We start from the raw sequence: 20,676 nt of genomic DNA, 5'->3' as shown, positions 1-20,676 counted from the left end.
GCAGTCGGGACGACCCTGGCCGGACCCTGATATCGGCCCTGAGGGGTGCCCCGGGGACTGTCCGAGGGCCCGGATCCGGAGATCAGGGGAGTCTCCGGGATCGACCCTGATGCCCCGGAACCGGGGACCGTGTGACCATCATTGACATGTCGGAAGCCGCAGCAGCGTCACTCGTCGAGCCGCGGCCGCCGCGCAAGCTCTACCGCAGCGGTGATGGACGCTGGCTCGGTGGGGTGGCGCGGGGGCTCGCCGGACACCTCGGGCTGCCCGTGATCTGGGTACGGCTCATGTTCGTCGGCCTGTTCATGGCCGACGGCCTCGGCGCGCTGCTGTATGCCGCGTTCTGGTTCTTCGTACCGCTCGGCGTCGGCGGTGTGGACGCGCAGAAGCCGCACCCGCTGGTCGGGACCGAGACCTCACCGGACGGGCGGCGCAGACTCGTCACCCGCAGACCGGACAAGGGCCAGATCGTCGCCCTGCTCCTCATGGTCGTCGTGGCCCTGGGCTTCGTCGGCAATGTGAACCTGTCCAACGGCGCCAGGGCCTATCTCTGGCCGACGGTGCTGGTCGGCGCGGGCGTCGCCCTGGTCTGGCGGCAGGCCGACAACGCGCGCCGGGCCCGCTGGGTCGAGGTCGGCAGCCGCCGCCGTACGGTCACCCTGCTGCGGGGCGGCGCCGGCGTCCTGCTGGTCACGGCGGGGGCGTCGGGCATCTTCGTCCTGCGGGGCTCCGGTACTCACCTCGCGTCGGTGCTCCAGGCGGCCCTCGCGGTCCTCGTCGGGATCACACTCCTCGCCGGTCCCTACCTCGTGCGCATGACCCAGGACCTCTCCGAGGAACGGCTGATGCGCATCCGTGCCCAGGAGCGCGCCGAGGTCGCCGCCCACGTCCACGACTCGGTGCTGCACACCCTCACCCTGATCCAGCGCAACGCCGAGAGCCCAGGGGAGGTGCGCCGCCTCGCCCGCGCCCAGGAGCGCGACCTGCGCGCCTGGCTCTACAAGCCCGAGGGCACCGGCAAGGACGAGGCCGACGAGCCCACCACCCTCGCCGAGGCCGTGCGGCGCAACGCCGCCGAGGTGGAGGACAAGCACGGCGTCCCCATCGAGGTCGTCGTCGTCGGCGACTGCCCGCTGGACGAGAAGATAGGCCCGCAGATGCAGGCCGCGCGCGAGGCTATGGTGAACGCGGCCAAGTACGGTGGCGAGGGGGGTGCCGTACAGGTCTACGCCGAAGTCGAGGGAAGGACGGTCTTCGTGTCCGTCCGGGACCGCGGCCCCGGCTTCGACCTCGACTCGATACCCGCCGACCGCATGGGTGTCAGAGAATCGATCATCGGCCGCATGGAGCGCAACGGCGGCACGGCGCGGCTGCGCGCGGTGCCGGACGGCGGCACGGAGGTCGAGCTGGAGATGGAGAGGGCGGAGAAGACGTCATGAGCGAGCCCACCGAACCGACCGGGACGAACGGAACGGCGGGACCGGCCGACGGCGCCGGACGCCATGTGCGTGTCGTCCTGGTCGACGACCACCGCATGTTCCGCACGGGCGTCCAGGCCGAGATCGGACAGACCGAACAGACCGGCGTCGAGGTCATCGGCGAGGCCGCCGACGTCGACCAGGCGGTCACGGTCATCACCGCGACCCGGCCCGAGGTCGTCCTCCTCGACGTGCACCTGCCCGGTGGCGGAGGCGTGGAAGTGCTCCGCCGCTGCGCGCCGCTGATGGGCGACCCCGAGCGGCCGGTCCGCTTCCTCGCGCTCTCGGTCTCGGACGCGGCGGAGGACGTGATCGGCGTGATCCGGGGCGGCGCCCGCGGATACGTGACCAAGACGATCACCGGGACCGACCTGGTCGACTCGATCTTCCGGGTCCAGGAGGGCGACGCCGTCTTCTCCCCCCGCCTGGCCGGCTTCGTCCTCGACGCCTTCGCCTCCACCGACGCCCCTCCGGTCGACGAGGACCTCGACCGCCTCACCCAGCGCGAGCGCGAAGTGCTGCGGCTGATCGCCCGCGGCTACGCGTACAAGGAGATCGCCAAGCAGCTCTTCATCTCCGTGAAGACGGTCGAGTCCCACGTCTCGGCGGTCCTGCGCAAGCTCCAGCTCTCCAACCGCCACGAGCTCACCCGCTGGGCGACGGCGCGGCGCCTGGTGTGACCGTCCGGTAGGCACGCAAGCGCAGTGGCGCTCGACTGGGCAAAGGAATCGTTCGGTACCCGGTCCTGGCTCGTCTTGACCGGCCCGCTGCTCACAGCGCCGCGATGACAGACGGGTGGGCACGGCGAGTTCGAACCACACTGTCTTGCCGACCCCACAGGCCCTTCTTGCCGCATCCCAGTCGTCCGCCAGCGTCGCCACCAATTCGAGCCCTCGGCCGGACTCGTCGTCCAGGGCTGCCGTCCCCGGTGTCGGCAGCGTCTCGTCGGCGTCGGTCACCGTGATGCGGAGGCGGTCGTCCGTGAGTTCGCAGCGGGCCCGGATCTCACGGTCGGCCGGGACCTTCGCGTGGCGGTAGGCGTTGGTCATCAGCTCGCTGAGGAGGAGTTCCGCCGTGTCCGTCACGTCCTGCGGCAGCTCCCAGGACGCCGCCTGTTCGCGGAACAGCGCACGTGCCCTGCCCGCGCTTCTCGCGTGACGCGGCAGGCGCCACTCGATGTCCCTCGGGGCGGTCGTCGGCAGTGGAAGTCGTGGGCTCTGCATGCGCTGTTCATCCCTTGCGTCGAACTTCTGACGTTTCGTGGGATCACGGTCCCGGCCCGCGCATAGCCTCGCGAGGAGCGACGTGGGTACAGCACGCGGTTGTCCCCACCGTGGACCCGGCGGAGGTGCGTGTGTCGACCGAAGTGAACTCCCAGCCGCCCGTGGCCTGGCGGTACTGCGGCAGCCAGATCAAGATGTGGCGCGCGGAGGCCGGTGTCGGTCGGGACGCACTGGCCAAGGAGGCCGGTTACGACTACGAGTACGTCAAGTCGATGGAGAACGGCCGCCGTTGACCCACGCTGCGGTTCCTGCAGATCGCGGATCAGGTGTGCGGAGCGGGCGGGAAGCTGGTCGCGGCACAGGAGTACTTGAAGCCGGAGCCGTTCCCGGCGCGGTCGCATGAGTTCATGGCCATCGAGGCCGAGGCCATCAGCTTCTCCTGCTACGAACCGTTGCTCATCCCCGGCTTGTTGCAGACAGAGGCTTACGCGCGTGCGCTTATCGGTGGCAGCTCGCCTCCGCTGGATGACGAGACGGTTGACGAACGAGTGGCAGCCAGGCTGCACAGGGCCGAGGCGCTTCGACGCAAAGTCGGCGTGATGTACGGGTTCGTGATCTACGAAGCTGCACTACGCACCAACGTGGGCGGGACTGACGTAATGCGTGAGCAGTTGCAGCACCTCATGGAGGTGGGTGCGCTCCGCAATGTCTCGATCCAGGTCTTGCCGTTCGGCCGCTGTAGCGGCGTTTCCTTGAATGGCAGCATTGTTCTGCTGGAGACACCTGAGCATGAGCACTGTGGGTACATCGAGGCACCCGAAGTCAGCGTCCTGTACAGCAGCCCAGCCAAGGTGAGTGCTCTCACTCAGGCTCATGCGATGATCCGCATGCACTGTCTCAGCGTGGAGGAGTCGACTACGTTCATCAGAAAGGTGGCAGAGGACCGATGAGTGAACGCTTGACCTGGTTCAAGTCGAGCTACAGCGACAGCCAGGGTGGCAACTGCCTGGAGGTCGCCCTTGACTGGCGCAAGTCCAGCCACAGTGACAGCCAGGGCGGTGCGTGCGTCGAAGTTGCCCCCTGCCCCCACACCGTCCATGTCCGAGACTCGAAGCCAGGGTCCCGGAGTCCTCAGTTCGCCGTCGCCGGGGCCACTTGGACCGCGTTCGTCGCGTACGCGCGTACCGGCGCTTGAGCTTCGAGAGACGGGCGCCGGGATCCGAGCGGCGTTTGTGAGGAATGAGTGGTGGGGTTCAACCCGCCGCCCATTCCTCCCCTGGCGGCGATCCGTCAGGCCACAGCCCTACAGCCGTGGCCGTCGCGTCGGGCCGGTGTCGGGCGTGGGGTGGGGGCTGGTTAGGCTCCGGCTCATGGACGTACTCATCCACATATTTGTCGGACTGCACATCATCGGTATCGCGTCGCTGCTCGGCGGGTTCCTCACCCAGATGAAGGCCATGGGCCAGGGAACCGCCCGCTTCGTGCCCGCGATGCTGCACGGCGCGCTGACGATGCTGGTCACCGGTGTGGTCCTGGTCGGGCTCAACGAGGCGCAGAACCATTCCGTCGACCACATCAAGATCGGCGTCAAGCTGGCCCTGCTGATCGTGATCCTCGGCCTGGTCTACGTGAAGCGGGACGACGAGAAGGTGGACAAGGGCCTGTTCGGGCTGGTCGGGTTGCTGACCACGGCGAACATCTTCATCGCCGTGCTCTGGACCTGACAAAGGCAGACAGGGGGCCGGACGTGATCGCGGTCCGTGCGGAGGCCGCCGCGCCGACGGCGACCGCCAGCCAGACGACCACCGCGACCCACAGCAGCACCCGACCCAGGCCCTCGAGCCAGGGGACACCGAGGGCGGCGGACGCGGAGAGCGTCGCCGCCGCCGTCATGCCGAGGGGGAACACGGTCGCCCAGCGCCGTGTGTCGTAGGCCGGCCGCGGCCGGACGGCCTCGGCGGCCAGCAGCACCGCGTACCAGGCCAGGCCGAGCGCCAGCAGGACGAGGGTCGTCAGGCTCAGGACACCGCGGTCGTCGTCGTTCCACAGGTACAGCCGGGCGCTGTCGGCGGTGAGCAGCTTGGCCCCGGCGAGCGACGAGATGGCGATGGCGCCGCCCGCGACCCAGTGGTCCCCGGCCCCCTCGATCACCTGCCGCGGGTCGAAGCAGAACAGGGCGAGCCCGTAGAGCACCAGCCCGAACCAGAACAGCACCAGCGCCACCCGCGCGAGCCAGGCCGCCGACTCGGCCGCGGCGAGTGTGGCGCCCAGGACGGCGAGCCCCTGCGTGGCCACGCAGGCCAGGAAAACGGAGCCGGGCATGCGCGGCCGCCAGCGTCGTACGACGAGGACGAGCAGCGCCGGCCAGAGCACGGTGGCCAGCGCGAGCAGCGCTCCGGCCAGGGCGTCGTGACCGAGCGCGGACACCCGCGTGCCGAGCACGGTCGTCGCGGCGACCGCGGTGAGCGAACCCGGGGTCTCCGTCTCCGAGACCCACCGCTCCCGTTCCCGCAGCAACCGCAGGACGAACTGCGCCGCCAGCCCCAGCCAGGCGGCGCAGGCGAGCACGAGGAAGACCAGGGAGAGGGTCTCCCACCCCTCCGACTGCAGGGCCACGGACAGGATGCCGGTCGCCATCACGGCGGAACCGGCCGCCGGGGAACGCTGCGCCCACCAGGCGCGGAAGGGGGAAGGAGAGGGGGTAGGGGCGGGCATGGGGCGATGTTAGAAGAACCCGCCGCGCGCGAGGGCGCGCCAGGCCGTGGGTCGGACCGCGGGTCGGAGCCTGGGTCAGGCCGGGCGGACCACGCTGTGGATCGACGACTCGCCGTCGTAGAAGACCGACTCCTCGCGGACGTAGGTGCCGGGCTTCGGCGCGTGGATCATCATGCCGTTGCCGACGTAGACGCCCACATGCGTGATGTCGTCGTAGAAGAAGACGAGGTCGCCGGGCTGGGCCTGGGACAGCGGGACCGTGGTTCCGGCGTCGACCTGGTCGTAGGTGGTGCGGGGGAGGGTGACGCCGGCGGCCTTCCAGGCGGCCTGGGTGAGGCCGGAGCAGTCGTAGGAGCCGGGACCGGTGGCACCCCAGACGTAGGGCTTGCCGATCTGCGCGCGGGCGAAGGCGAGGGCCTTCTCGGCCTTGGCGGCGTACGAGGAGTCCGTCGGGGCCGACGGCGCCGTCGACGGCGGGGTCGACGGGGCGGTCGTCGAGCCGGATGTGCCGGCCGTGCCGGAGGCGCCGGACGCGTCGCTCTCCTGCTGGGCCTCCTCCTCGGCCTTCTGCTGCTCCGCCTGCTGCCGGGCGAGCTCGGCGGCCTTGCGGGCGGCCTCTTCCTGCTTCTTCTCCTCGGCCGCCGCGAGCCGCGCCTTCTCCTCGGCGTCCAGCTTCGACAGCAGCTCGCGCGCGGTGCTGAGCTTCTTCTGGACGATGGCCTTCGCGGTCTTCAGGTCGTTCTGCGACTCGGTGAGCGCCTCGAGGCTCTCGGTGGCCTCCTGCCGCTTCTCCATCGTCTCGGACTGCTGGGTGACGTAGTCGTCGACCGCTTCCTTCTGGCGGCCGGTCATCCGGTCCATCAGCTGGTTCTGGTCGAAGAAGTCCTGCGGGGAGTCCGCGAGCAGGAAGGTCGCCGTGTCCGGGACGCCCGTGCCGGTCCGGTACTGGGCGGCAGCGAAGGAGCCCAGCTTCTCCCGCGCCTCGTTGAGCGTCTGGGTCCGCTGGGCCACGTCGTCGAGGAGGGTGTCGACGCGCTTGCGCTGCTTGGTGGTCCTCTCCTTGGCCGCGTTGTACTTCTCGGTCGCCGACTCCGCCTGGCGGTACAGGTCGTCGACCTTCTTCTCGACCTCCTCCAGGCTCGGCCGGCCGTCGTCCGAGGGGGCGGCGTCGGCGGTCTGGGACAGCAGGGCGACGGAGGTCAGGGCCGCCGTGGCGAGGGCGGGGGTCCGTTTGCCGGCCACGCGCGTACCGGGGGTGCGCGACTTGCGGTGCGACGCCAAGGGAGGCGACTCCTTCCAACGTTCCGCCTGCGGGGCGGCGGCAGGGGGACTTCCAGGCCGTCATCGCTCCGGGGAGGGCCAGGGGCCGGCTGCCGCGACGGCGGTGACGGACTCGGCGGAGGCCGCTCGGCCCGGCGGGGTTCGCCGGTGGGGGACGCACGGCCCGCCCGAACCGTAGCCAACTCATGTGGCTCGTGTGAAGGTTGATGGGTGATATGCCCGATACGTTTTCGTGACCTTCTTCGTCACGTCACGCAGGGTGAGAGCGCGGTGCTGGAGGGTGGGGGCGCGGTGCGGGGGCGATGTTCTCGGGGTGGCCACGGCTTGTCGGTGGGGCGGCCTAGACTCGGAGAGCGATGAGCAGCCTCTTTGACGACAGCTTCCTGGCGGACCTCCAGGCCCAGCGGGGCCCCGCGGAGGAGCCCCCGCCGCCGCCCGAGGACGATCACGTGCCGGAGGAGGTTCCGGCCGATCTGTTCGGCGGTAAGTTCGACGTGCCGCCGGACCGGGACACCCACTACCGCGACGGTGCCCCGCGCCCGGTGCTGGACCCCGCCGCCCTCCTGGAGGGGCTGAACGAGAACCAGCGCGCCGCCGTCACGCACTCCGGCTCTCCGCTGCTCATCGTGGCCGGTGCCGGCTCCGGCAAGACCCGGGTGCTCACGCACCGCATCGCGCACCTGCTCGCCGCGCGGAGCGTCCACCCGGGCCAGATCCTCGCGATCACCTTCACCAACAAGGCCGCCGGCGAGATGAAGGAGCGGGTCGAGCAGCTCGTCGGCCCGCGCGCGCACGCGATGTGGGTCATGACGTTCCACAGCGCCTGTGTGCGCATCCTGCGCCGCGAGAGCAAGAAGCTCGGCTTCACGTCGTCGTTCTCCATCTACGACGCCGCCGACTCCAAGCGCCTGATGGCCCTGGTCTGCCGTGACCTGGACCTCGACCCGAAGCGCTTCCCGCCCAAGTCCTTCAGCGCCAAGATCAGCAATCTGAAGAACGAGCTGATCGACGAGGAGGACTTCGCCGCTCAGGCGAGTGACGGCTTCGAGAAGACCCTCGCCCAGGCCTACGCGCTCTACCAGTCGCGGCTGCGCGAGGCCAACGCGCTCGACTTCGACGACCTGATCATGACGACGGTCAACCTGCTGCGCGCCTTCCCGGACGTCGCCGAGCACTACCGCCGCCGTTTCCGGCACGTCCTGGTGGACGAGTACCAGGACACCAACCACGCCCAGTACGCGCTCGTGCGCGAGCTGGTCGGCGACTCCGAGCACCCCGGCGACGGACAGCCGGGCGCGCACGAGCTGCCGCCCGCCGAACTGTGCGTGGTGGGCGACGCCGACCAGTCGATCTACGCCTTCCGCGGCGCGACGATCCGCAACATCCTCCAGTTCGAAGAGGACTACCCGAACGCGACGACGATCCTGCTCGAGCAGAACTACCGCTCCACGCAGACGATCCTCAGCGCCGCCAACGCCGTCATCGAGCGCAACGAGTCCCGCCGCCCCAAGAACCTGTGGACCAACGCGGGCACCGGCGCGCAGATCACCGGATACGTCGCCGACACCGAGCACGACGAGGCCCAGTTCGTCTCCGACGAGATAGACCGCCTCACGGACGCGGGCGAGGCCAAGGCCGGGGACGTCGCCGTCTTCTACCGCACCAACGCCCAGTCCCGGGTCTTCGAAGAGATCTTCATCCGGGTCGGCCTGCCCTACAAGGTCGTCGGAGGCGTCCGCTTCTACGAGCGCAAGGAGGTCCGGGACGTCCTGGCCTACCTGCGGGTGCTCGCCAACCCCGAGGACTCGGTGCCGCTGCGCCGCATCCTCAACGTCCCCAAGCGGGGCATCGGCGACCGCGCGGAGGCCATGATCGACGCGCTCTCCCAGCGCGAGAAGATCAGTTTCCCGCAGGCGCTGAAGCGCGTCGACGAGGCGTACGGCATGGCCGCGCGCTCCACCAACGCGGTGAAGCGGTTCAACACGCTGATGGAGGACCTCCGTACGATCGTCGAGTCCGGCGCGGGCCCGGCGACGGTTCTGGAGGCGATCCTCGAACGCACCGGCTACCTCGCCGAGTTGCAGACCTCCACCGACCCGCAGGACGAGACCCGGATCGAGAACCTCCAGGAACTCGCCGCCGTGGCCCTGGAGTTCGAGCAGGAGCGGGGCGAGGGCGAGTCGGTCGCGCTGTCCGACTTCCTGGAGCAGGTCGCCCTGGTCGCCGACTCCGACCAGATCCCCGACGAGGACGAGGACGGCTCCGGCGTCATCACCCTGATGACCCTGCACACCGCCAAGGGCCTGGAGTTCCCCGTCGTCTTCCTGACCGGCATGGAGGACGGCGTCTTCCCGCACATGCGCGCCCTCGGCCAGACCAAGGAGCTGGAGGAGGAGCGGCGCCTGGCGTACGTCGGCATCACGCGTGCGCGTGAGCGGCTGTACCTCACCCGGTCGACGCTGCGCAGCGCCTGGGGGCAGCCCTCGTACAACCCGCCCTCGCGTTTCCTGGAGGAGATCCCGGCCGCCCATCTGGAGTGGAAGCGGACGGGTGCGAGCTCCCCGGTGGCCTCCGGACCGGTGTCCGGGGTGGCGGCCTCGCTGTCGTCGTCCCGCTCCCGCTCGGCGGCGTCGGGCGCGTCCGGCTTCGCCACGCGCCGGGCCGCCGAGAAGCCGGTGGTGTCGCTGGCGGTCGGGGACCGTGTCACGCACGACCAGTTCGGGCTCGGCACCGTCGTCGCGGTGAAGGGCACGGGGGGCAACGCCGAGGCGACGATCGACTTCGGGGACACCAAGCCGAAGCGACTGCTGCTGCGGTACGCGCCGGTCGAGAAGCTGTAGCCGGGTGCCGGGACCGCCCGGCACCGGAGCCGGGCGGTGAGCCCCCGCTGTCGCCGGGCGGCGGGGGTGGTCTACGTCGGGTCGAGGCCGTGGCTGCGGAACCACGCCAGCGGGTCGATCGCCGAGCCGCCGCTCGGGCGGACCTCGAAGTGGAGGTGCGGACCGGTGGAGTTGCCCGAGTTCCCGGAGAACGCGATCGGCTGGCCGGCCTTCACCGCCGTGCCGGAGGGGACCTGGTAACTGGAGAGGTGGCAGTACCACGTCTCCGTGCCGTCCATCGCGGTCACGATCATCATGTTGCCGTAGGCGCTGTTGTACTGGGTGCGGACCGTGCCGTCGGTCGCGGCCATCACCGTCGCGCCGTACGAGACGGGGAAGTCGATTCCGCTGTGCACGGACATCCAGTTGATGCCGGACTGGCCGTAGTAGGCGCTGAGGCCGTGCTGTGCGACGGGAAGCGCGAACTTCGGGCGCAGCCGCTCCTTGCGGGCCGCCTCCTCCGCCGCGGCCTTGCGGTCGGCCTCCTGCTGGGCCTTCAGGTCGATGCGTTCCTGGGTGCGGCTGGCCCGGTCGGCGAAGTCGTTGGCCCCGGCGGAGAGGCTCTCGAGCTGGGTGTTGAGTTCGTTGTTGACGGTGGCGGGCTGCACCGGCGGCGGGTCCGCCGCGGTCGTCCTGGTCTCCGGGCCGCCGCCGTCCTCGGCCAGATCGCCGACCGAGGCCGCCGCGATACCGGCGACACCCATCACACACGCCGAGGGCACGGCCACCGTCAGCAGCGCGGAGCGCTTGGCGGGCGTGCGGCGGCGGGAACGGGACCCGCCGCGTGACGCCGCGCGCGGTGCGGGCAACGGGGTGGACTCCTCCTGCTCGTCGAGCAGCGGGGCCGTCGTGGGCGGCTCACCGGCGTCGTCCGGTGCGTCGTGCACGGGCTCGTAGGAGACCTCCTCGTAGGAGACCTCGTAATCGACCTCGTGGAGCTCCTGATCGGATTCCTGGGAATCGAAGCCCGGGGAGGGGGCGGCGGTGGAGGACCGCAGGTCCGGGTGCCGCTCGAACGTGGCGGTGGCCTGCTGGTCGAACGGTACGGCCTGATGCTCGTAGGAGGGGGTCTCGTAGGACTCGGAGACCTGGGTGGCCGTGACCTGTGTGGCCGTACTGCCGTCGGAGTTCCACTGCGTGGCGTCGTAGGCGCCGGTGTCGAAGGTCTGGGTGCCCCAGTGCCACTGCTGGGTCGGATCGGCGGTGCTCTGGGCCTGGTCGGGCTGGAGCCAGGCGCCGGCGTCCCACTGGCCGCTCGCGTCGGGTGCCGTGGCCTGCGGCGGGACCGTCGGCGTCTGCTGCTGCCCGGTGGTCCAGGCGGTCGCGTCGTAGCCGCCCGTGTCGTAGGTGACCTGCTGCTGAGCCGGGTAGGCGTCGTAGTACGCGGGGTCATGGCCGCCCGCGGACCAGTCCCCGGTGGCGTATGAAGCCGGGTCGTGACCGCTTCCCGAGAGGTTGCCGAAGAGGGGGTCGGCGGTGAAGGCCGCGGTGGCCGGAATGTCGGTTCCGAAACCCGTTGAGTCGAAACCGTTGGTGTCGTAGCCGCTGTACGTGGTGAAGTCTCCGTACTGGGCTTCCTGGGTGCCGTAGGACGCGTAGTGCGCCGAGACGGCGTCGGAAGCCGGGGGCGGGGCCATTGTCCCCGACGGGTGACGGTCGTTCACCAACTTCTCTTTCGCCTCGACAACAGGGGCTGGCAGAGCAGTGCGGCGACTGTACCCGGCGGTACGCGGGCGCGACAATCTTCCACAGGTTTCGCGCGCGCAGGAAACGGGCATTCGGTTGCGTTTTGGCGGCGGGTATTTACGGTCTTGGCCTTGTGTTCGAAGTCTGTTCGAGATTTGTATGCGTTCACGTCGCCAAGTCGGCCGGGCGGAGCGGCTGTTGTTCGGGTGGGGAAGTGCTGCCGTCGTGATGGTCGAGGGGTGTGCGCTTCGGGCGTGTCGCCGCCTCCCGTCACGCCACCGTCAGGCCGCCCGCATGGCCGGTGGACGGCTCTCCGGGGTGCGCCGCGTCGAGGGCCTCCCGTATGCCGGTCGCCACGGCGGGGTGCACGGGCAGGGCGAGGTGGCCGACGCCGCCCACCCGCACGTTCTGCGCGACCAGGTCCCGGTGCCGGATGCAGGCCGATTCCAGCGGGTCCATGATGTGGTCGAGGTCGCTCCAGAAGGCGACGAAGCGGGTGCGGCAGCCGGGCGCGGGGCGGGCGAGCTCCTCGACCACCGGTGAACCGGGCCGCATCTGGCGCACGATGGGGTGCGCGTTGGCCAGCGGCGCGACGCGCGTGCCGGAATGCGGGGTACCGAGCGTGACGAGGGTCCGTACGCGGATGTCACCGCCCAGGCGCTGCGCGTAGTACCGCGCTATCAGCCCTCCGAGGCTGTGCCCGACGATGTCGACGCGGCTGCTGCCGGTGCGCTCGCACACTTCTTCTATGTGTCGGCCCAGCAGTTCGGCCGCGACGCGGATGTCGCAGGTCAGCGGAGAGTAGTTGAGCGACTCGACCTGTTGCCTGCCGTGCTGGGCGAGACTGCGGCGCAGCAGCAGGAACACCGAGCGGTTGTCGATGAAGCCGTGCAGCAGCACGACCGGGGGCCGGCACTCCGTCGGCAGCTTCGCGGTGCCGTCCGGTGGGGGGAGCTCAGACGTCGTGTCCCGCCGCTCCTGCACGATGCCGGCGGGATAGAGGAGCATGTGGCCCACCAGGATGGCGAGCTCCAGGGCGGTGGCCTTCAGCAGGGCGGTGGAGAGACCTGCCAGCCGGCTCGGCACCAGGCGCCGGCAGAGCGGCAGAAAGGGGAGTACTGCCTCCGTGACCTTCATGGCCGACCTCCTGTCGGCACGCGAAGGACAGCTCTGTCCCCCATGTGCCCTCATGGGGTTCGCTACGAAAAGCGGTCGACGCCGCGCCCGTCAGGAGCCTTGACTGGTCGCGGCAGTGGGACGACCTCGTTGCGAATCCCTTATACGCATGTTCCCACTGTTGTCCGCGTGTCGCACGGGCAGCAGTACCCGGCTCGTGAGGCACCGGGACGGTGCGCGGTGAACATGTCCCTCTGTGTGATTTCCCCCTCGCTCCGCACCGTGAAACTGCCGGTTGCGGGATGCTGGGGGATAACGTTCGTTCACTTCTCCGGTCCGGTACGGGCCGGGGCGTCTGTGCCTTGGCGGCGTGTTCGGTGGGCGGCGGAGGCCTGCGGCACGTGACGGGTGCGGCATGGCTTGTATGTGCGGTATTGCTCGGTACGGATGGATGTAGTCGCTTCAGGAGGCAGTAATGGGTGTGGCAGCCGGTCCGATCCGCGTAGTGGTGGCCAAGCCGGGGCTCGACGGCCACGATCGTGGGGCCAAGGTGATCGCGCGGGCCCTGCGCGACGCCGGTATGGAGGTCATCTACACCGGGCTCCACCAGACTCCCGAGCAGGTCGTCGACACCGCGATCCAGGAGGACGCCGACGCGATCGGTCTGTCCATCCTCTCCGGTGCGCACAACACGCTCTTCGCGGCGGTGATCGAACTGCTCAAGGAGCGGGACGCGGCGGACATCTTGGTCTTCGGCGGGGGGATCATCCCCGAAGCGGACATCGCTCCGCTGAAGGAGAAGGGCGTCGCGGAGATCTTCACCCCGGGTGCGACGACGGCGTCGATCGTGGACTGGGTGCGCGCGACCGTGCGGCATCCCGCGGAGGCGTAGACCCTGGCCCGGGCGACCCCCGTCGACCGCGCGGGCCCCGGCTCGGAACCGACGGTGTGGGCTCCGGCTCCGATGCAGACCACGCGGCCGGCCCCGGGTTCATCCGCGAGGGTGGTGCGCGGTGGTGGTGGGGGAGCCGGGGAGTCAGGGGTGGCCGGGTGGCGCCGGGGTCAGCTCCGCCAGCATCGCGGCGCGCAGCCGCAGCGTGGTGACCAGTCGCTGGAACGCCTCCGACCAGTAGCCACCGGAGCCCGGCGAGGCGTCCTCCGGCTCGTCCGGTACGGCCAGGAGCGCATCGAGGTGGCCCGCCTCCGAGGGGTCGAGGCAGCGCTCGGCCAGGCCCATGACACCACTGAAACTCCAGGGATAACTCCCCGCGTCCCGGGCGATGTCGAGCGCGTCCACCACGGCCCGGCCGAGCGGTGGTGCCCACGGCACCGCGCACACGCCGAGCAGCTGGAACGCGTCCGGCAGCCCGTGTGTCCCGATGAACCCCGCCACCCACTCGGCTCGTTCGGCCGCGTCCAGCGTGCCGAGCAGCTTGGCCCGTTCGGCCAGGGACACGGCTCCCGGGCCGCCCGCCTCCACCGCGGCGGGCTCGCCGAGCAGCGCCCGTGACCACTCCGCGTCCCGCTGGCGCACCGCCGCGCGGCACCATGCCGCGTGCAGTTCGCTCCGCCAGTCGTCCGCCACGGGGAGGGCCACGATCTGCCGGGGGGAACGTCCGCCGAGCCGCCGCGACCAGGTGCCCAGGGGGGCTGCCTCCACCAACTGCCCCAGCCACCAGGACCGTTCGCCCCGGCCTGTGGGAGCCTTGGCCGTCACCCCGTCGCGCTCCATGTCCGCGTCGCACTCGTGCGGCGCCTCGACGGTGAGGGTGGGTGTGTCCCGGGTGTGGTCCACGGCCACGCACACCCCGGCCCGGACCGCCATACGCTCCGCGAGGGCCGAACCGGGCAGCGCCGACAGCAGCTCGGCGGCCGTCGCCCGTACGTTGCGGCTGCGGTCGGCGAGTGCCAGCTCCAGGAACGGCTCGTCGTCCGGGGCGAGACGGGTGCGCAACGAGTCGAGGAACATCAGCCGGTCCTCGGCCCGCTCCGTCGCCCAGGTCGTCGCGAGGAGTTCGCGTGCGGCGGCGGGCCGGTGGGAACGGAGGGCGGCGAGCAGGGCGACCCGTTCCGCGAAGAGGCCCTCCTGCCAGAGCCGCAGGGACGACTCCGTGTTCTCGGGGGCCTCGGGGCCCTTGGGAGCCTCGGGGTTCACGGCGTTCATGGTCCCCGGCAGTGACATGCCCCCTCCCGGCGTCGAGCGCAGGGCGAACCGCCAGTCCGGGTTGAGGCGGGCCAGCCACAGAGCGCGCGGCCCCGCGAACCGCAGGGCCGCCGGTCGCAGGTCCGTACGCCCCCGCGCGGCGTCGAGCAGCGCGGGCAGCGCCGGGGCGGGCGCCGCGAAGCCGTGAGCGTTCGCCGCCGCCAGCCACTGGGGCAGCAGCTCCATCAGGTCCGGTGCCGTGCCCCGGCGGCCGCCGCCGGAGGTGCCGGGGCGGTCGGCGAGCAGCATCGTGAGCCTGCGGGCGGCGGCGGGTGGCAGCGCGGGGCGCGGGTCCCGGGGCGCCGGTCGCGGACGCTTCGCCGCCCCGGCGGGGCGCAGTCCGGCGCGCCGCCGCACGGTCGCCACGGCCGCCGCGTCCAGCAGGGCCCTCGGGGCGTCCGCGCCGGGCGCGGCGCCGGCCGGAGTACGCCGGTCCGTCCCCAGCAGCGCCGTGGTGACGAGGTCCTCCCAGGCGCCGGGGAGGGACGGGTCTGCAGAGTGCGGCGCCGACGCGGCCGAGGGTGCGGCCGGTACGGAGGTCCTGCTCATCTGATCTCCTTCGAGGGAAACCCGTCCTTCGGGGGCGATGAGTCGTCGGCCGCCCACGGCCCCGGATAGGGTGATATGTGCGGGATGCCCGGTCGGTGAGAACCAAGCTGACCGGGCATCCCGCCGGGCCGGCGGGATGTCAGGTCTGTGGAGCCGGCGTAAGACCGATGACCGGTACACCAGTCCTCGCTGTTGGTTCGGGTCGGCTGCTGTCGATGAAACAGAAAGATCGACCCGTGAGGGTTGAATCCCCCTGCTCGGCCGGGGGAGATGTCAAGAGATTCCTTTCCGTCGGACGCACGGGAGCGGCCGGAGGCGGGTGGGGCCGGCGAAGTGCGGACGGCTCAGCACAGCGGCACCACCTCGCCGGGTCCCTCCGGCCAGGCCGCCAGCGGGGTGAATCCCCGGTGGCCGCACTCGCCGAAGACCGTGACCGGCGCACCGCCCGAGAGGGCGACGAGACGCCACAGGGCGGGACGGGAACGCGCGGCCGCGGTGAGCGGCAGGGCGGTGTCCTCGTCGGCGTCCGCGAGCTGCCAGGAGTCACCGTCCGGGGCCGGTATCACCCGGTCCAGGGTCACCGGAACGGAGTCCAGCCAGGGATCGTCGCGCAGCGCGGCGCCGTAACGGGCGGCGGCCCGGGCCGTCGTCGTCCCGGGGGGCCGCTCGGCCGTAGGGGCGGGCGCCGCGAACCGCTCACCGAGCGCCGCCCGCGACTGCCCGCTGCCCGGGTAGGCGGACAGCTCCGCGTCCAGGGCCAGACCCACCGGCAGCGCGAGTTCCGGAGCACGCCCCGCGGCCCTGTAGGAGAGGAGCAGCGCGGTGCGCCGCGAGTCCGTGCCGTACAGCCAGATCCGGCGGGTCGTCAGGCGCGCGTCCGCCGAGTCGTACTGGGCGAGGACCAGCCAGCGGTCCCGCACCGGCGGGCCGTCCGCCGAGGTCGGCAGACCGATGCGGGAGCGGACGGTCGCGGCCAGCCCCTCCGGCAGCCGGTCACGGCGCAGCCAGCCCTGATCGAGGAGGTGGAGCAGCGCGCACTCCTCCAGCAGTCGCACCGGCCACCCCGGGCCCGTGCCCGGAATCGCCCCCAACTCCCGGACCCTGGTGGCCAGTCCCTGCGCCTGTGCGTCGACCATGCGGGCCGCCGTCTCCTCCCACAGGCCGTACCCGGACCGCTCCGCCGCGGCCAGTCCGCCGCGGAGCAGATCCGCCAGCCGCTGCTCCAGCTCCGACGCACCCGCGGTGACCCGCTCGGCCCGGCGCTCCGCCCTGCGCCGGGCCGCCTCCGGATCGGCGGGTCCGGACGGGGAACCCGACGGGGCCGCGGTCCCGTTCCGTTCCGCGCGCCCGCGCCTGCCCGTGATCCACTGCCCGGCCCACTCCGGCACCTCCGTCCGCGGCACCGCCCCCTCGTCGCCCGCCCAGAGCAGCAGCAGACCCAGGGCGTGCTTGCACGGGAACTTGCGACTCGGGCAACTGCACTTGCACGCGGGCCCGGAGACGTCCGCGATGTCGACCACCGTCCGGTACGGCTTGCTGCCGCTGCCCTCGCACAGCCCCCACACCGCCCCCTCGCCCGAACTGCCGGCCTCGGACCACGGACCGGCCGCGCCGAGCTTGCTTCCCGCTGTGCGCGACGCGACGTCAGGCGCCAAGGCCAGCACCTGGTCCGCGGTCCAGCGCACCCCCTGCTGAGTCATGTCGTCGAAGGTAGATCCCCCCACTGACAATCGCCCTCGCATGAGCGTTTTCCCAGGTCACAGCGATTGTCAGTGGTGTGGTGCACGGTGGGTACCAGATCCGAACCGGCCGAGCTGGAGGGGGACTCCGCCATGTCTGTGTCTGCCGAACCGACGGATGCCGAACCGACGGATGCCGAACCGACGGATGCCGAACCGACGGATGCCGAACCGACGGATGCCGAACCGACGGATGCCGAACCGACGGATGCCGAACCGACGGATGTCGAACCGACGTCTGCCGCCCCGGCACCCGTCGACCCGAGCCGGAACGGCTCCGCGCCCGTGAACGGGGGCGCGGGGGCCACCCCGCCCGCGCCTGCGGCCGAGGTGCTGCGGGCGCATGCCGAGGACGCCTTCGCCGCCGAACTCACCGCGCTGGCCGCGCAGGACGACCGTCCGCGGCCGGCCCGCTGGAAGCTGTCCCCGTGGGCCGTCGCCACCTACCTGCTCGGCGGCACACTGCCGGACGGCACCGTGATCACACCGAAGTACGTCGGCCCGCGCCGCATCGTCGAGGTCGCCGTCACCACCCTGGCCACCGACCGCGCCCTGCTTCTGCTCGGCGTGCCCGGCACCGCGAAGACCTGGGTGTCCGAGCACCTGGCCGCGGCGGTCAGCGGCGACTCCACCCTGCTGGTCCAGGGCACCGCGGGCACCCCCGAGGAGGCCATCCGCTACGGCTGGAACTACGCCCGGCTGCTCGCTCACGGCCCCAGCCGCGACGCCCTCGTGCCCAGCCCCGTCATGCGCGCGATGACGGAGGGGACGACGGCCCGCGTCGAGGAACTGACCCGGATCCCGGCCGATGTGCAGGACACGCTGATCACGATCCTGTCGGAGAAGACGCTGCCGATACCGGAACTGGGCCAGGAGGTGCAGGCGGTCCGCGGCTTCAACCTGATCGCCACCGCCAACGACCGCGACCGGGGGGTCAACGACCTGTCCAGCGCCCTGCGCCGCCGGTTCAACACCGTGGTGCTGCCGCTGCCCGAGACCCCCGAGGCGGAGGTCGACATCGTCTCGCGCCGGGTGGACCAGATCGGCCGCTCCCTCGACCTGCCGACCGCGCCCGACGGCATCGACGAGATCCGCCGTGTCGTCACCGTCTTCCGCGAGCTGCGCGACGGGGTCACCGCCGACGGCCGGACGAAGCTGAAGTCACCCAGCGGCACCCTGTCGACCGCCGAGGCGATCTCCGTGGTCACGGGCGGGCTGGCGCTGGCGGCCCACTTCGGGGACGGCGTGCTGCGGGCCGGGGACGTGGCGGCGGGCGTGCTCGGCGCGGTCGTCCGCGACCCGGCGGCGGACCGCGTCGTCTGGCAGGAGTACCTGGAGACCGTCGTCCGCGAACGCGACGGCTGGAAGGACTTCTACCGGGCCTGCAGGGAGGCAGGCGCGTGAGCGAGGTGGAGCAGCCCGGCGGTGGCCGGGGAGCGGGACCGCTGCTGCTCGGGGTACGGCACCACGGACCGGGGTCGGCGCGGGCGGTGCGGGCGGCCCTGGAGGAGGCCCGTCCGGGAGTCGTCCTGATAGAGGGTCCGCCCGAGGCGAACGATCTGATTCCGCTCGCCGCGGACGACGGCATGCGTCCGCCGGTCGCCCTGCTCGCCCATGCGGTGGACGAGCCAGGCCGCTCGGCGTTCTGGCCGCTCGCCGGGTTCTCCCCGGAGTGGGTCGCGATCCACTGGGCGCTGGAGCACGGCGCCCCGGCCCGCTTCATCGACTTGCCGGCCACCCACACCCTGGCCTGGGGGAGGGGCGAGGCGAACGACGGAGAGCAGGCGGACACCGGGCAGCAGACCGATGTGCGGATCGATCCGCTCCGGGTGCTGGCCGAGGCCGCAGGGTACGACGACGCCGAGCGGTGGTGGGAGGACGTCGTCGAGCACCGCGGAGTGGGGGAGGAGGGCGACGCGCTCGCCCCGTTCACCGCGCTGGAGGAGGCCATGACGGCGCTGCGTGAGGTGTACGGCAGCGGGGGACACGACCGGGATCTCGTGCGCGAGGCGTACATGCGGCTCCAGATCCGGGCGGCGCGGCGGGAGTTCGGGGGCGGCGTGGCCGTCGTCTGCGGGGCCTGGCACGTGCCCGCGTTGCGGCGGAAGGCCACCGTCACCGCCGACCGGGCCCTGCTCAGAGGCCTGCCGAAGGTCAAGACGGACATGACGTGGGTGCCGTGGACGAACCGCAGGCTGTCCCGGTTCAGCGGATACGGCGCGGGCATCGACTCGCCCGGCTGGTACGGGCATCTGTTCGGCGTGGAGGACCGGCCGGTCGAGCGGTGGATGACGAAGGTGGCGGGGCTGCTGCGCGCCGAGGACCGGATCGTGTCCTCCGCCCATGTCATCGAGGCGGTACGGCTGGCGGAGACACTCGCCGCGATGCGCGGCCGGCCCCTGCCCGGACTGGGCGAGACGACGGACGCGGTACGGGCGGTGATGTGCGAGGGCTCCGACGTGCCGCTGGCACTGGTGCACGACCGGCTGATCGTCGGTGACGTGCTCGGAGAGGTGCCGGCGACGGCCCCCGCGGTGCCCCTGCAACGGGACCTCACCCGGACACAGCGCCGGCTGCGGCTGAAACCCGAGGCCGCGGAGCGGGAACTGGAACTCGACCTGCGCAAGGAGACCGACGGGCAGCGCAGCAGGCTGCTGCACCGGCTGCGGTTGCTCGGCATCGGCTGGGGGGAACCGGCGGCCTCGTACGGGAACACGGGCACGTTCCGGGAGACATGGCGGCTGTGCTGGGAGCCGGAGCTGTCCGTGCGGGTCGCCGAGGCCGGGATATGGGGGACGACCGTACTCGCCGCCGCGACCGCCAGGGCCGAGGCGGACGCCGTCGCGGCGCGGGACCTCGCCGCCGTCACCGGGCTCGCCGAGCACTGCCTCCTGGCCGAACTGCCCGACGCGCTGCCCACGGTGATGCGGATACTCACCGACCGCGCGGCCCTCGACACGGACGTCGGCCATCTCGCCCAGGCCCTGCCCGCCCTGGTCCGCTCGCTGCGCTACGGCGATGTGCGCGGCACCGGCACCGCGGCGCTGGCCGAGGTCGCCGCCGGGCTGGCGGAGCGGGTCCTGGTCGGCCTGCCCCCGGCCTGCGCCGGACTGGACGCGGACGCCGCCGACGAGATGCGGCGCCATCTCGACGCCGTGCACGGGGCGGTGGGACTCCTCAACGACGTTCCCGCGCGGGGCCACGGGAACCTGCGCGCCCGCTGGGCGTCGGCACTGCGGAAGCTGGCGACGCGGGACACCGTGCCCGGTGTCGTACGGGGGCGGTCCGTCCGCCTGCTGCTGGACGACGGGGAGTTGGCGCAGGACGAGACGGCCCGGCAGATGGGGCTGGTGCTGTCGTCACCGGGTACGTCCCCGGCGGACGCGGCGGCGTGGATCGAGGGGTTCGTCGGCGGCTCGGGGGGCGGGCTGCTCCTCGTCCACGACGAGCGGCTCCTCGCACTGGTCGACGCGTGGCTGACGGGGGTGCCGGCGGAGGCGTTCACGGACGTACTCCCGCTGCTGCGGCGGACCTTCTCGGCGTACGAGCCCGGGGTGCGGCGCACGCTCGGCGAGCTGGTCCGGCGTGAACCGGGGGCGCGGGGCGGTGCGGAGAGCGCCGGTCGTGGGACACCCGGCTTCGCGGCCGGCCTCGACACCGGCCGGGCGGACGCGGTCCTGCCCGTGGTGCGGCTGCTGCTGGGGCTGGGACCGGGAGTGGAGGAGGCGGCCGGAGGCGACGGAGGCGGCGAGGACACAGACGCCGGCCTGGTGGGAGCGGTGCGATGACGGCCGCCCGGCCACCGGA

The 20,676-nt window shown here is 71.8% G+C and carries 16 protein-coding genes and 1 pseudogene; 10 read left to right on the top strand and 7 right to left on the bottom strand.

Annotated elements, in window-relative coordinates:
* Positions 1 to 146 precede the first annotated feature (146 nt).
* Both AC6F7H_RS09420 and AC6F7H_RS09415 read left to right on the top strand, forming a co-directional pair.
* Positions 147 to 1,439, top strand: coding sequence for an ATP-binding protein (locus tag AC6F7H_RS09420; RefSeq protein ID WP_500756493.1), 1,293 nt, complete (start codon positions 147 to 149; stop codon positions 1,437 to 1,439).
* Positions 1,436 to 2,158 (top strand): LuxR C-terminal-related transcriptional regulator, encoded by a 723-nt coding sequence (locus AC6F7H_RS09415; protein ID WP_500756492.1) that lies wholly within the window; start codon positions 1,436 to 1,438, stop codon positions 2,156 to 2,158. The genes AC6F7H_RS09420 and AC6F7H_RS09415 overlap by 4 nt, the downstream gene beginning before the upstream one ends.
* A 144-nt stretch (positions 2,159 to 2,302) precedes the next feature.
* Here AC6F7H_RS09415 and AC6F7H_RS09410 read toward each other — a convergent pair.
* Positions 2,303 to 2,701, bottom strand: a pseudogene (locus tag AC6F7H_RS09410) (ATP-binding protein); the annotation flags it as partial.
* Positions 2,702 to 2,832: 131 nt separating this feature from the next.
* On the opposite strand from AC6F7H_RS09410, the gene AC6F7H_RS09405 reads away from it, so the two are divergent.
* From AC6F7H_RS09405 to AC6F7H_RS09390, 4 genes are all read left to right on the top strand, one after another.
* Entirely contained in the window at positions 2,833 to 2,994 is a 162-nt protein-coding gene (locus AC6F7H_RS09405; RefSeq protein ID WP_500756491.1) for a helix-turn-helix domain-containing protein, read from the top strand.
* A 114-nt stretch (positions 2,995 to 3,108) separates the two neighbouring features.
* Positions 3,109 to 3,651, top strand: coding sequence for a DUF5753 domain-containing protein (locus AC6F7H_RS09400; RefSeq protein WP_500756490.1), 543 nt, complete (start codon positions 3,109 to 3,111; stop codon positions 3,649 to 3,651).
* Complete coding sequence (locus tag AC6F7H_RS09395) at positions 3,648 to 3,896, top strand: DUF397 domain-containing protein (protein ID WP_500756489.1); 249 nt, start codon at positions 3,648 to 3,650, stop codon at positions 3,894 to 3,896. The genes AC6F7H_RS09400 and AC6F7H_RS09395 overlap by 4 nt, the downstream gene beginning before the upstream one ends.
* Positions 3,897 to 4,071: 175 nt before the next feature.
* Positions 4,072 to 4,425 (top strand): hypothetical protein, encoded by a 354-nt coding sequence (locus AC6F7H_RS09390; RefSeq protein WP_109377742.1) that lies wholly within the window; start codon positions 4,072 to 4,074, stop codon positions 4,423 to 4,425.
* Here the strand turns inward: AC6F7H_RS09390 and AC6F7H_RS09385 are convergent.
* Both AC6F7H_RS09385 and AC6F7H_RS09380 read right to left on the bottom strand, forming a co-directional pair.
* Entirely contained in the window at positions 4,403 to 5,416 is a 1,014-nt protein-coding gene (locus AC6F7H_RS09385) for a tellurite resistance/C4-dicarboxylate transporter family protein (protein WP_500756487.1), read from the bottom strand. The genes AC6F7H_RS09390 and AC6F7H_RS09385 overlap by 23 nt on opposite strands.
* Positions 5,417 to 5,491: 75 nt before the next feature.
* The gene (locus AC6F7H_RS09380) at positions 5,492 to 6,697 is read right to left on the bottom strand and encodes a C40 family peptidase (protein ID WP_500756486.1); all 1,206 of its coding nucleotides are present in this window, start codon (positions 6,695 to 6,697) and stop codon (positions 5,492 to 5,494) included.
* Positions 6,698 to 7,053: 356 nt separating this feature from the next.
* On the opposite strand from AC6F7H_RS09380, the gene pcrA reads away from it, so the two are divergent.
* Complete coding sequence (pcrA, locus tag AC6F7H_RS09375; RefSeq protein WP_500756484.1) at positions 7,054 to 9,537, top strand: DNA helicase PcrA; 2,484 nt, start codon at positions 7,054 to 7,056, stop codon at positions 9,535 to 9,537.
* A 71-nt stretch (positions 9,538 to 9,608) separates the two neighbouring features.
* Here pcrA and AC6F7H_RS09370 read toward each other — a convergent pair whose 3' ends face one another.
* Both AC6F7H_RS09370 and AC6F7H_RS09365 read right to left on the bottom strand, forming a co-directional pair.
* Positions 9,609 to 11,354, bottom strand: coding sequence for a M23 family metallopeptidase (locus AC6F7H_RS09370; RefSeq protein WP_500756483.1), 1,746 nt, complete (start codon positions 11,352 to 11,354; stop codon positions 9,609 to 9,611).
* A 178-nt stretch (positions 11,355 to 11,532) separates the two neighbouring features.
* Positions 11,533 to 12,399 (bottom strand): esterase/lipase family protein, encoded by an 867-nt coding sequence (locus AC6F7H_RS09365; RefSeq protein WP_500756482.1) that lies wholly within the window; start codon positions 12,397 to 12,399, stop codon positions 11,533 to 11,535.
* Between the two features lie 454 nt (positions 12,400 to 12,853).
* Here AC6F7H_RS09365 and icmB point away from each other — a divergent pair, with 454 nt between their 5' ends.
* Positions 12,854 to 13,270 (top strand): coenzyme B12-dependent isobutyryl CoA mutase small subunit, encoded by a 417-nt coding sequence (icmB, locus tag AC6F7H_RS09360; RefSeq protein ID WP_279334358.1) that lies wholly within the window; start codon positions 12,854 to 12,856, stop codon positions 13,268 to 13,270.
* Positions 13,271 to 13,414: 144 nt separating this feature from the next.
* On the opposite strand, the gene AC6F7H_RS09355 is transcribed toward icmB, so the two are convergent.
* Both AC6F7H_RS09355 and AC6F7H_RS09350 read right to left on the bottom strand, forming a co-directional pair.
* A complete protein-coding gene (locus AC6F7H_RS09355; RefSeq protein WP_500756480.1) occupies positions 13,415 to 15,130 on the bottom strand; it encodes a DUF5691 domain-containing protein in 1,716 nt (571 codons plus the stop codon).
* 344 nt (positions 15,131 to 15,474) lie between these two features.
* Positions 15,475 to 16,830 (bottom strand): SWIM zinc finger family protein, encoded by a 1,356-nt coding sequence (locus AC6F7H_RS09350; RefSeq protein WP_500756479.1) that lies wholly within the window; start codon positions 16,828 to 16,830, stop codon positions 15,475 to 15,477.
* Positions 16,831 to 16,962: 132 nt separating this feature from the next.
* On the opposite strand from AC6F7H_RS09350, the gene AC6F7H_RS09345 reads away from it, so the two are divergent.
* Positions 16,963 to 18,273, top strand: a complete 1,311-nt coding sequence (locus AC6F7H_RS09345) for an AAA family ATPase (RefSeq protein ID WP_500756477.1) — start codon at positions 16,963 to 16,965, stop codon at positions 18,271 to 18,273.
* On the top strand, positions 18,270 to 20,657 hold the full coding sequence (locus tag AC6F7H_RS09340; protein ID WP_500756476.1) for a DUF5682 family protein: 2,388 nt from the start codon (positions 18,270 to 18,272) through the stop codon (positions 20,655 to 20,657). The genes AC6F7H_RS09345 and AC6F7H_RS09340 overlap by 4 nt, the downstream gene beginning before the upstream one ends.
* Positions 20,658 to 20,676: the final 19 nt, after the last annotated feature.

Source organism: Streptomyces sp. MMS24-W38, assembly GCF_059889265.1.
Note: the sequence above shows the minus strand (reverse complement) of the source record. Positions and strands in the feature narration are given on the sequence as shown.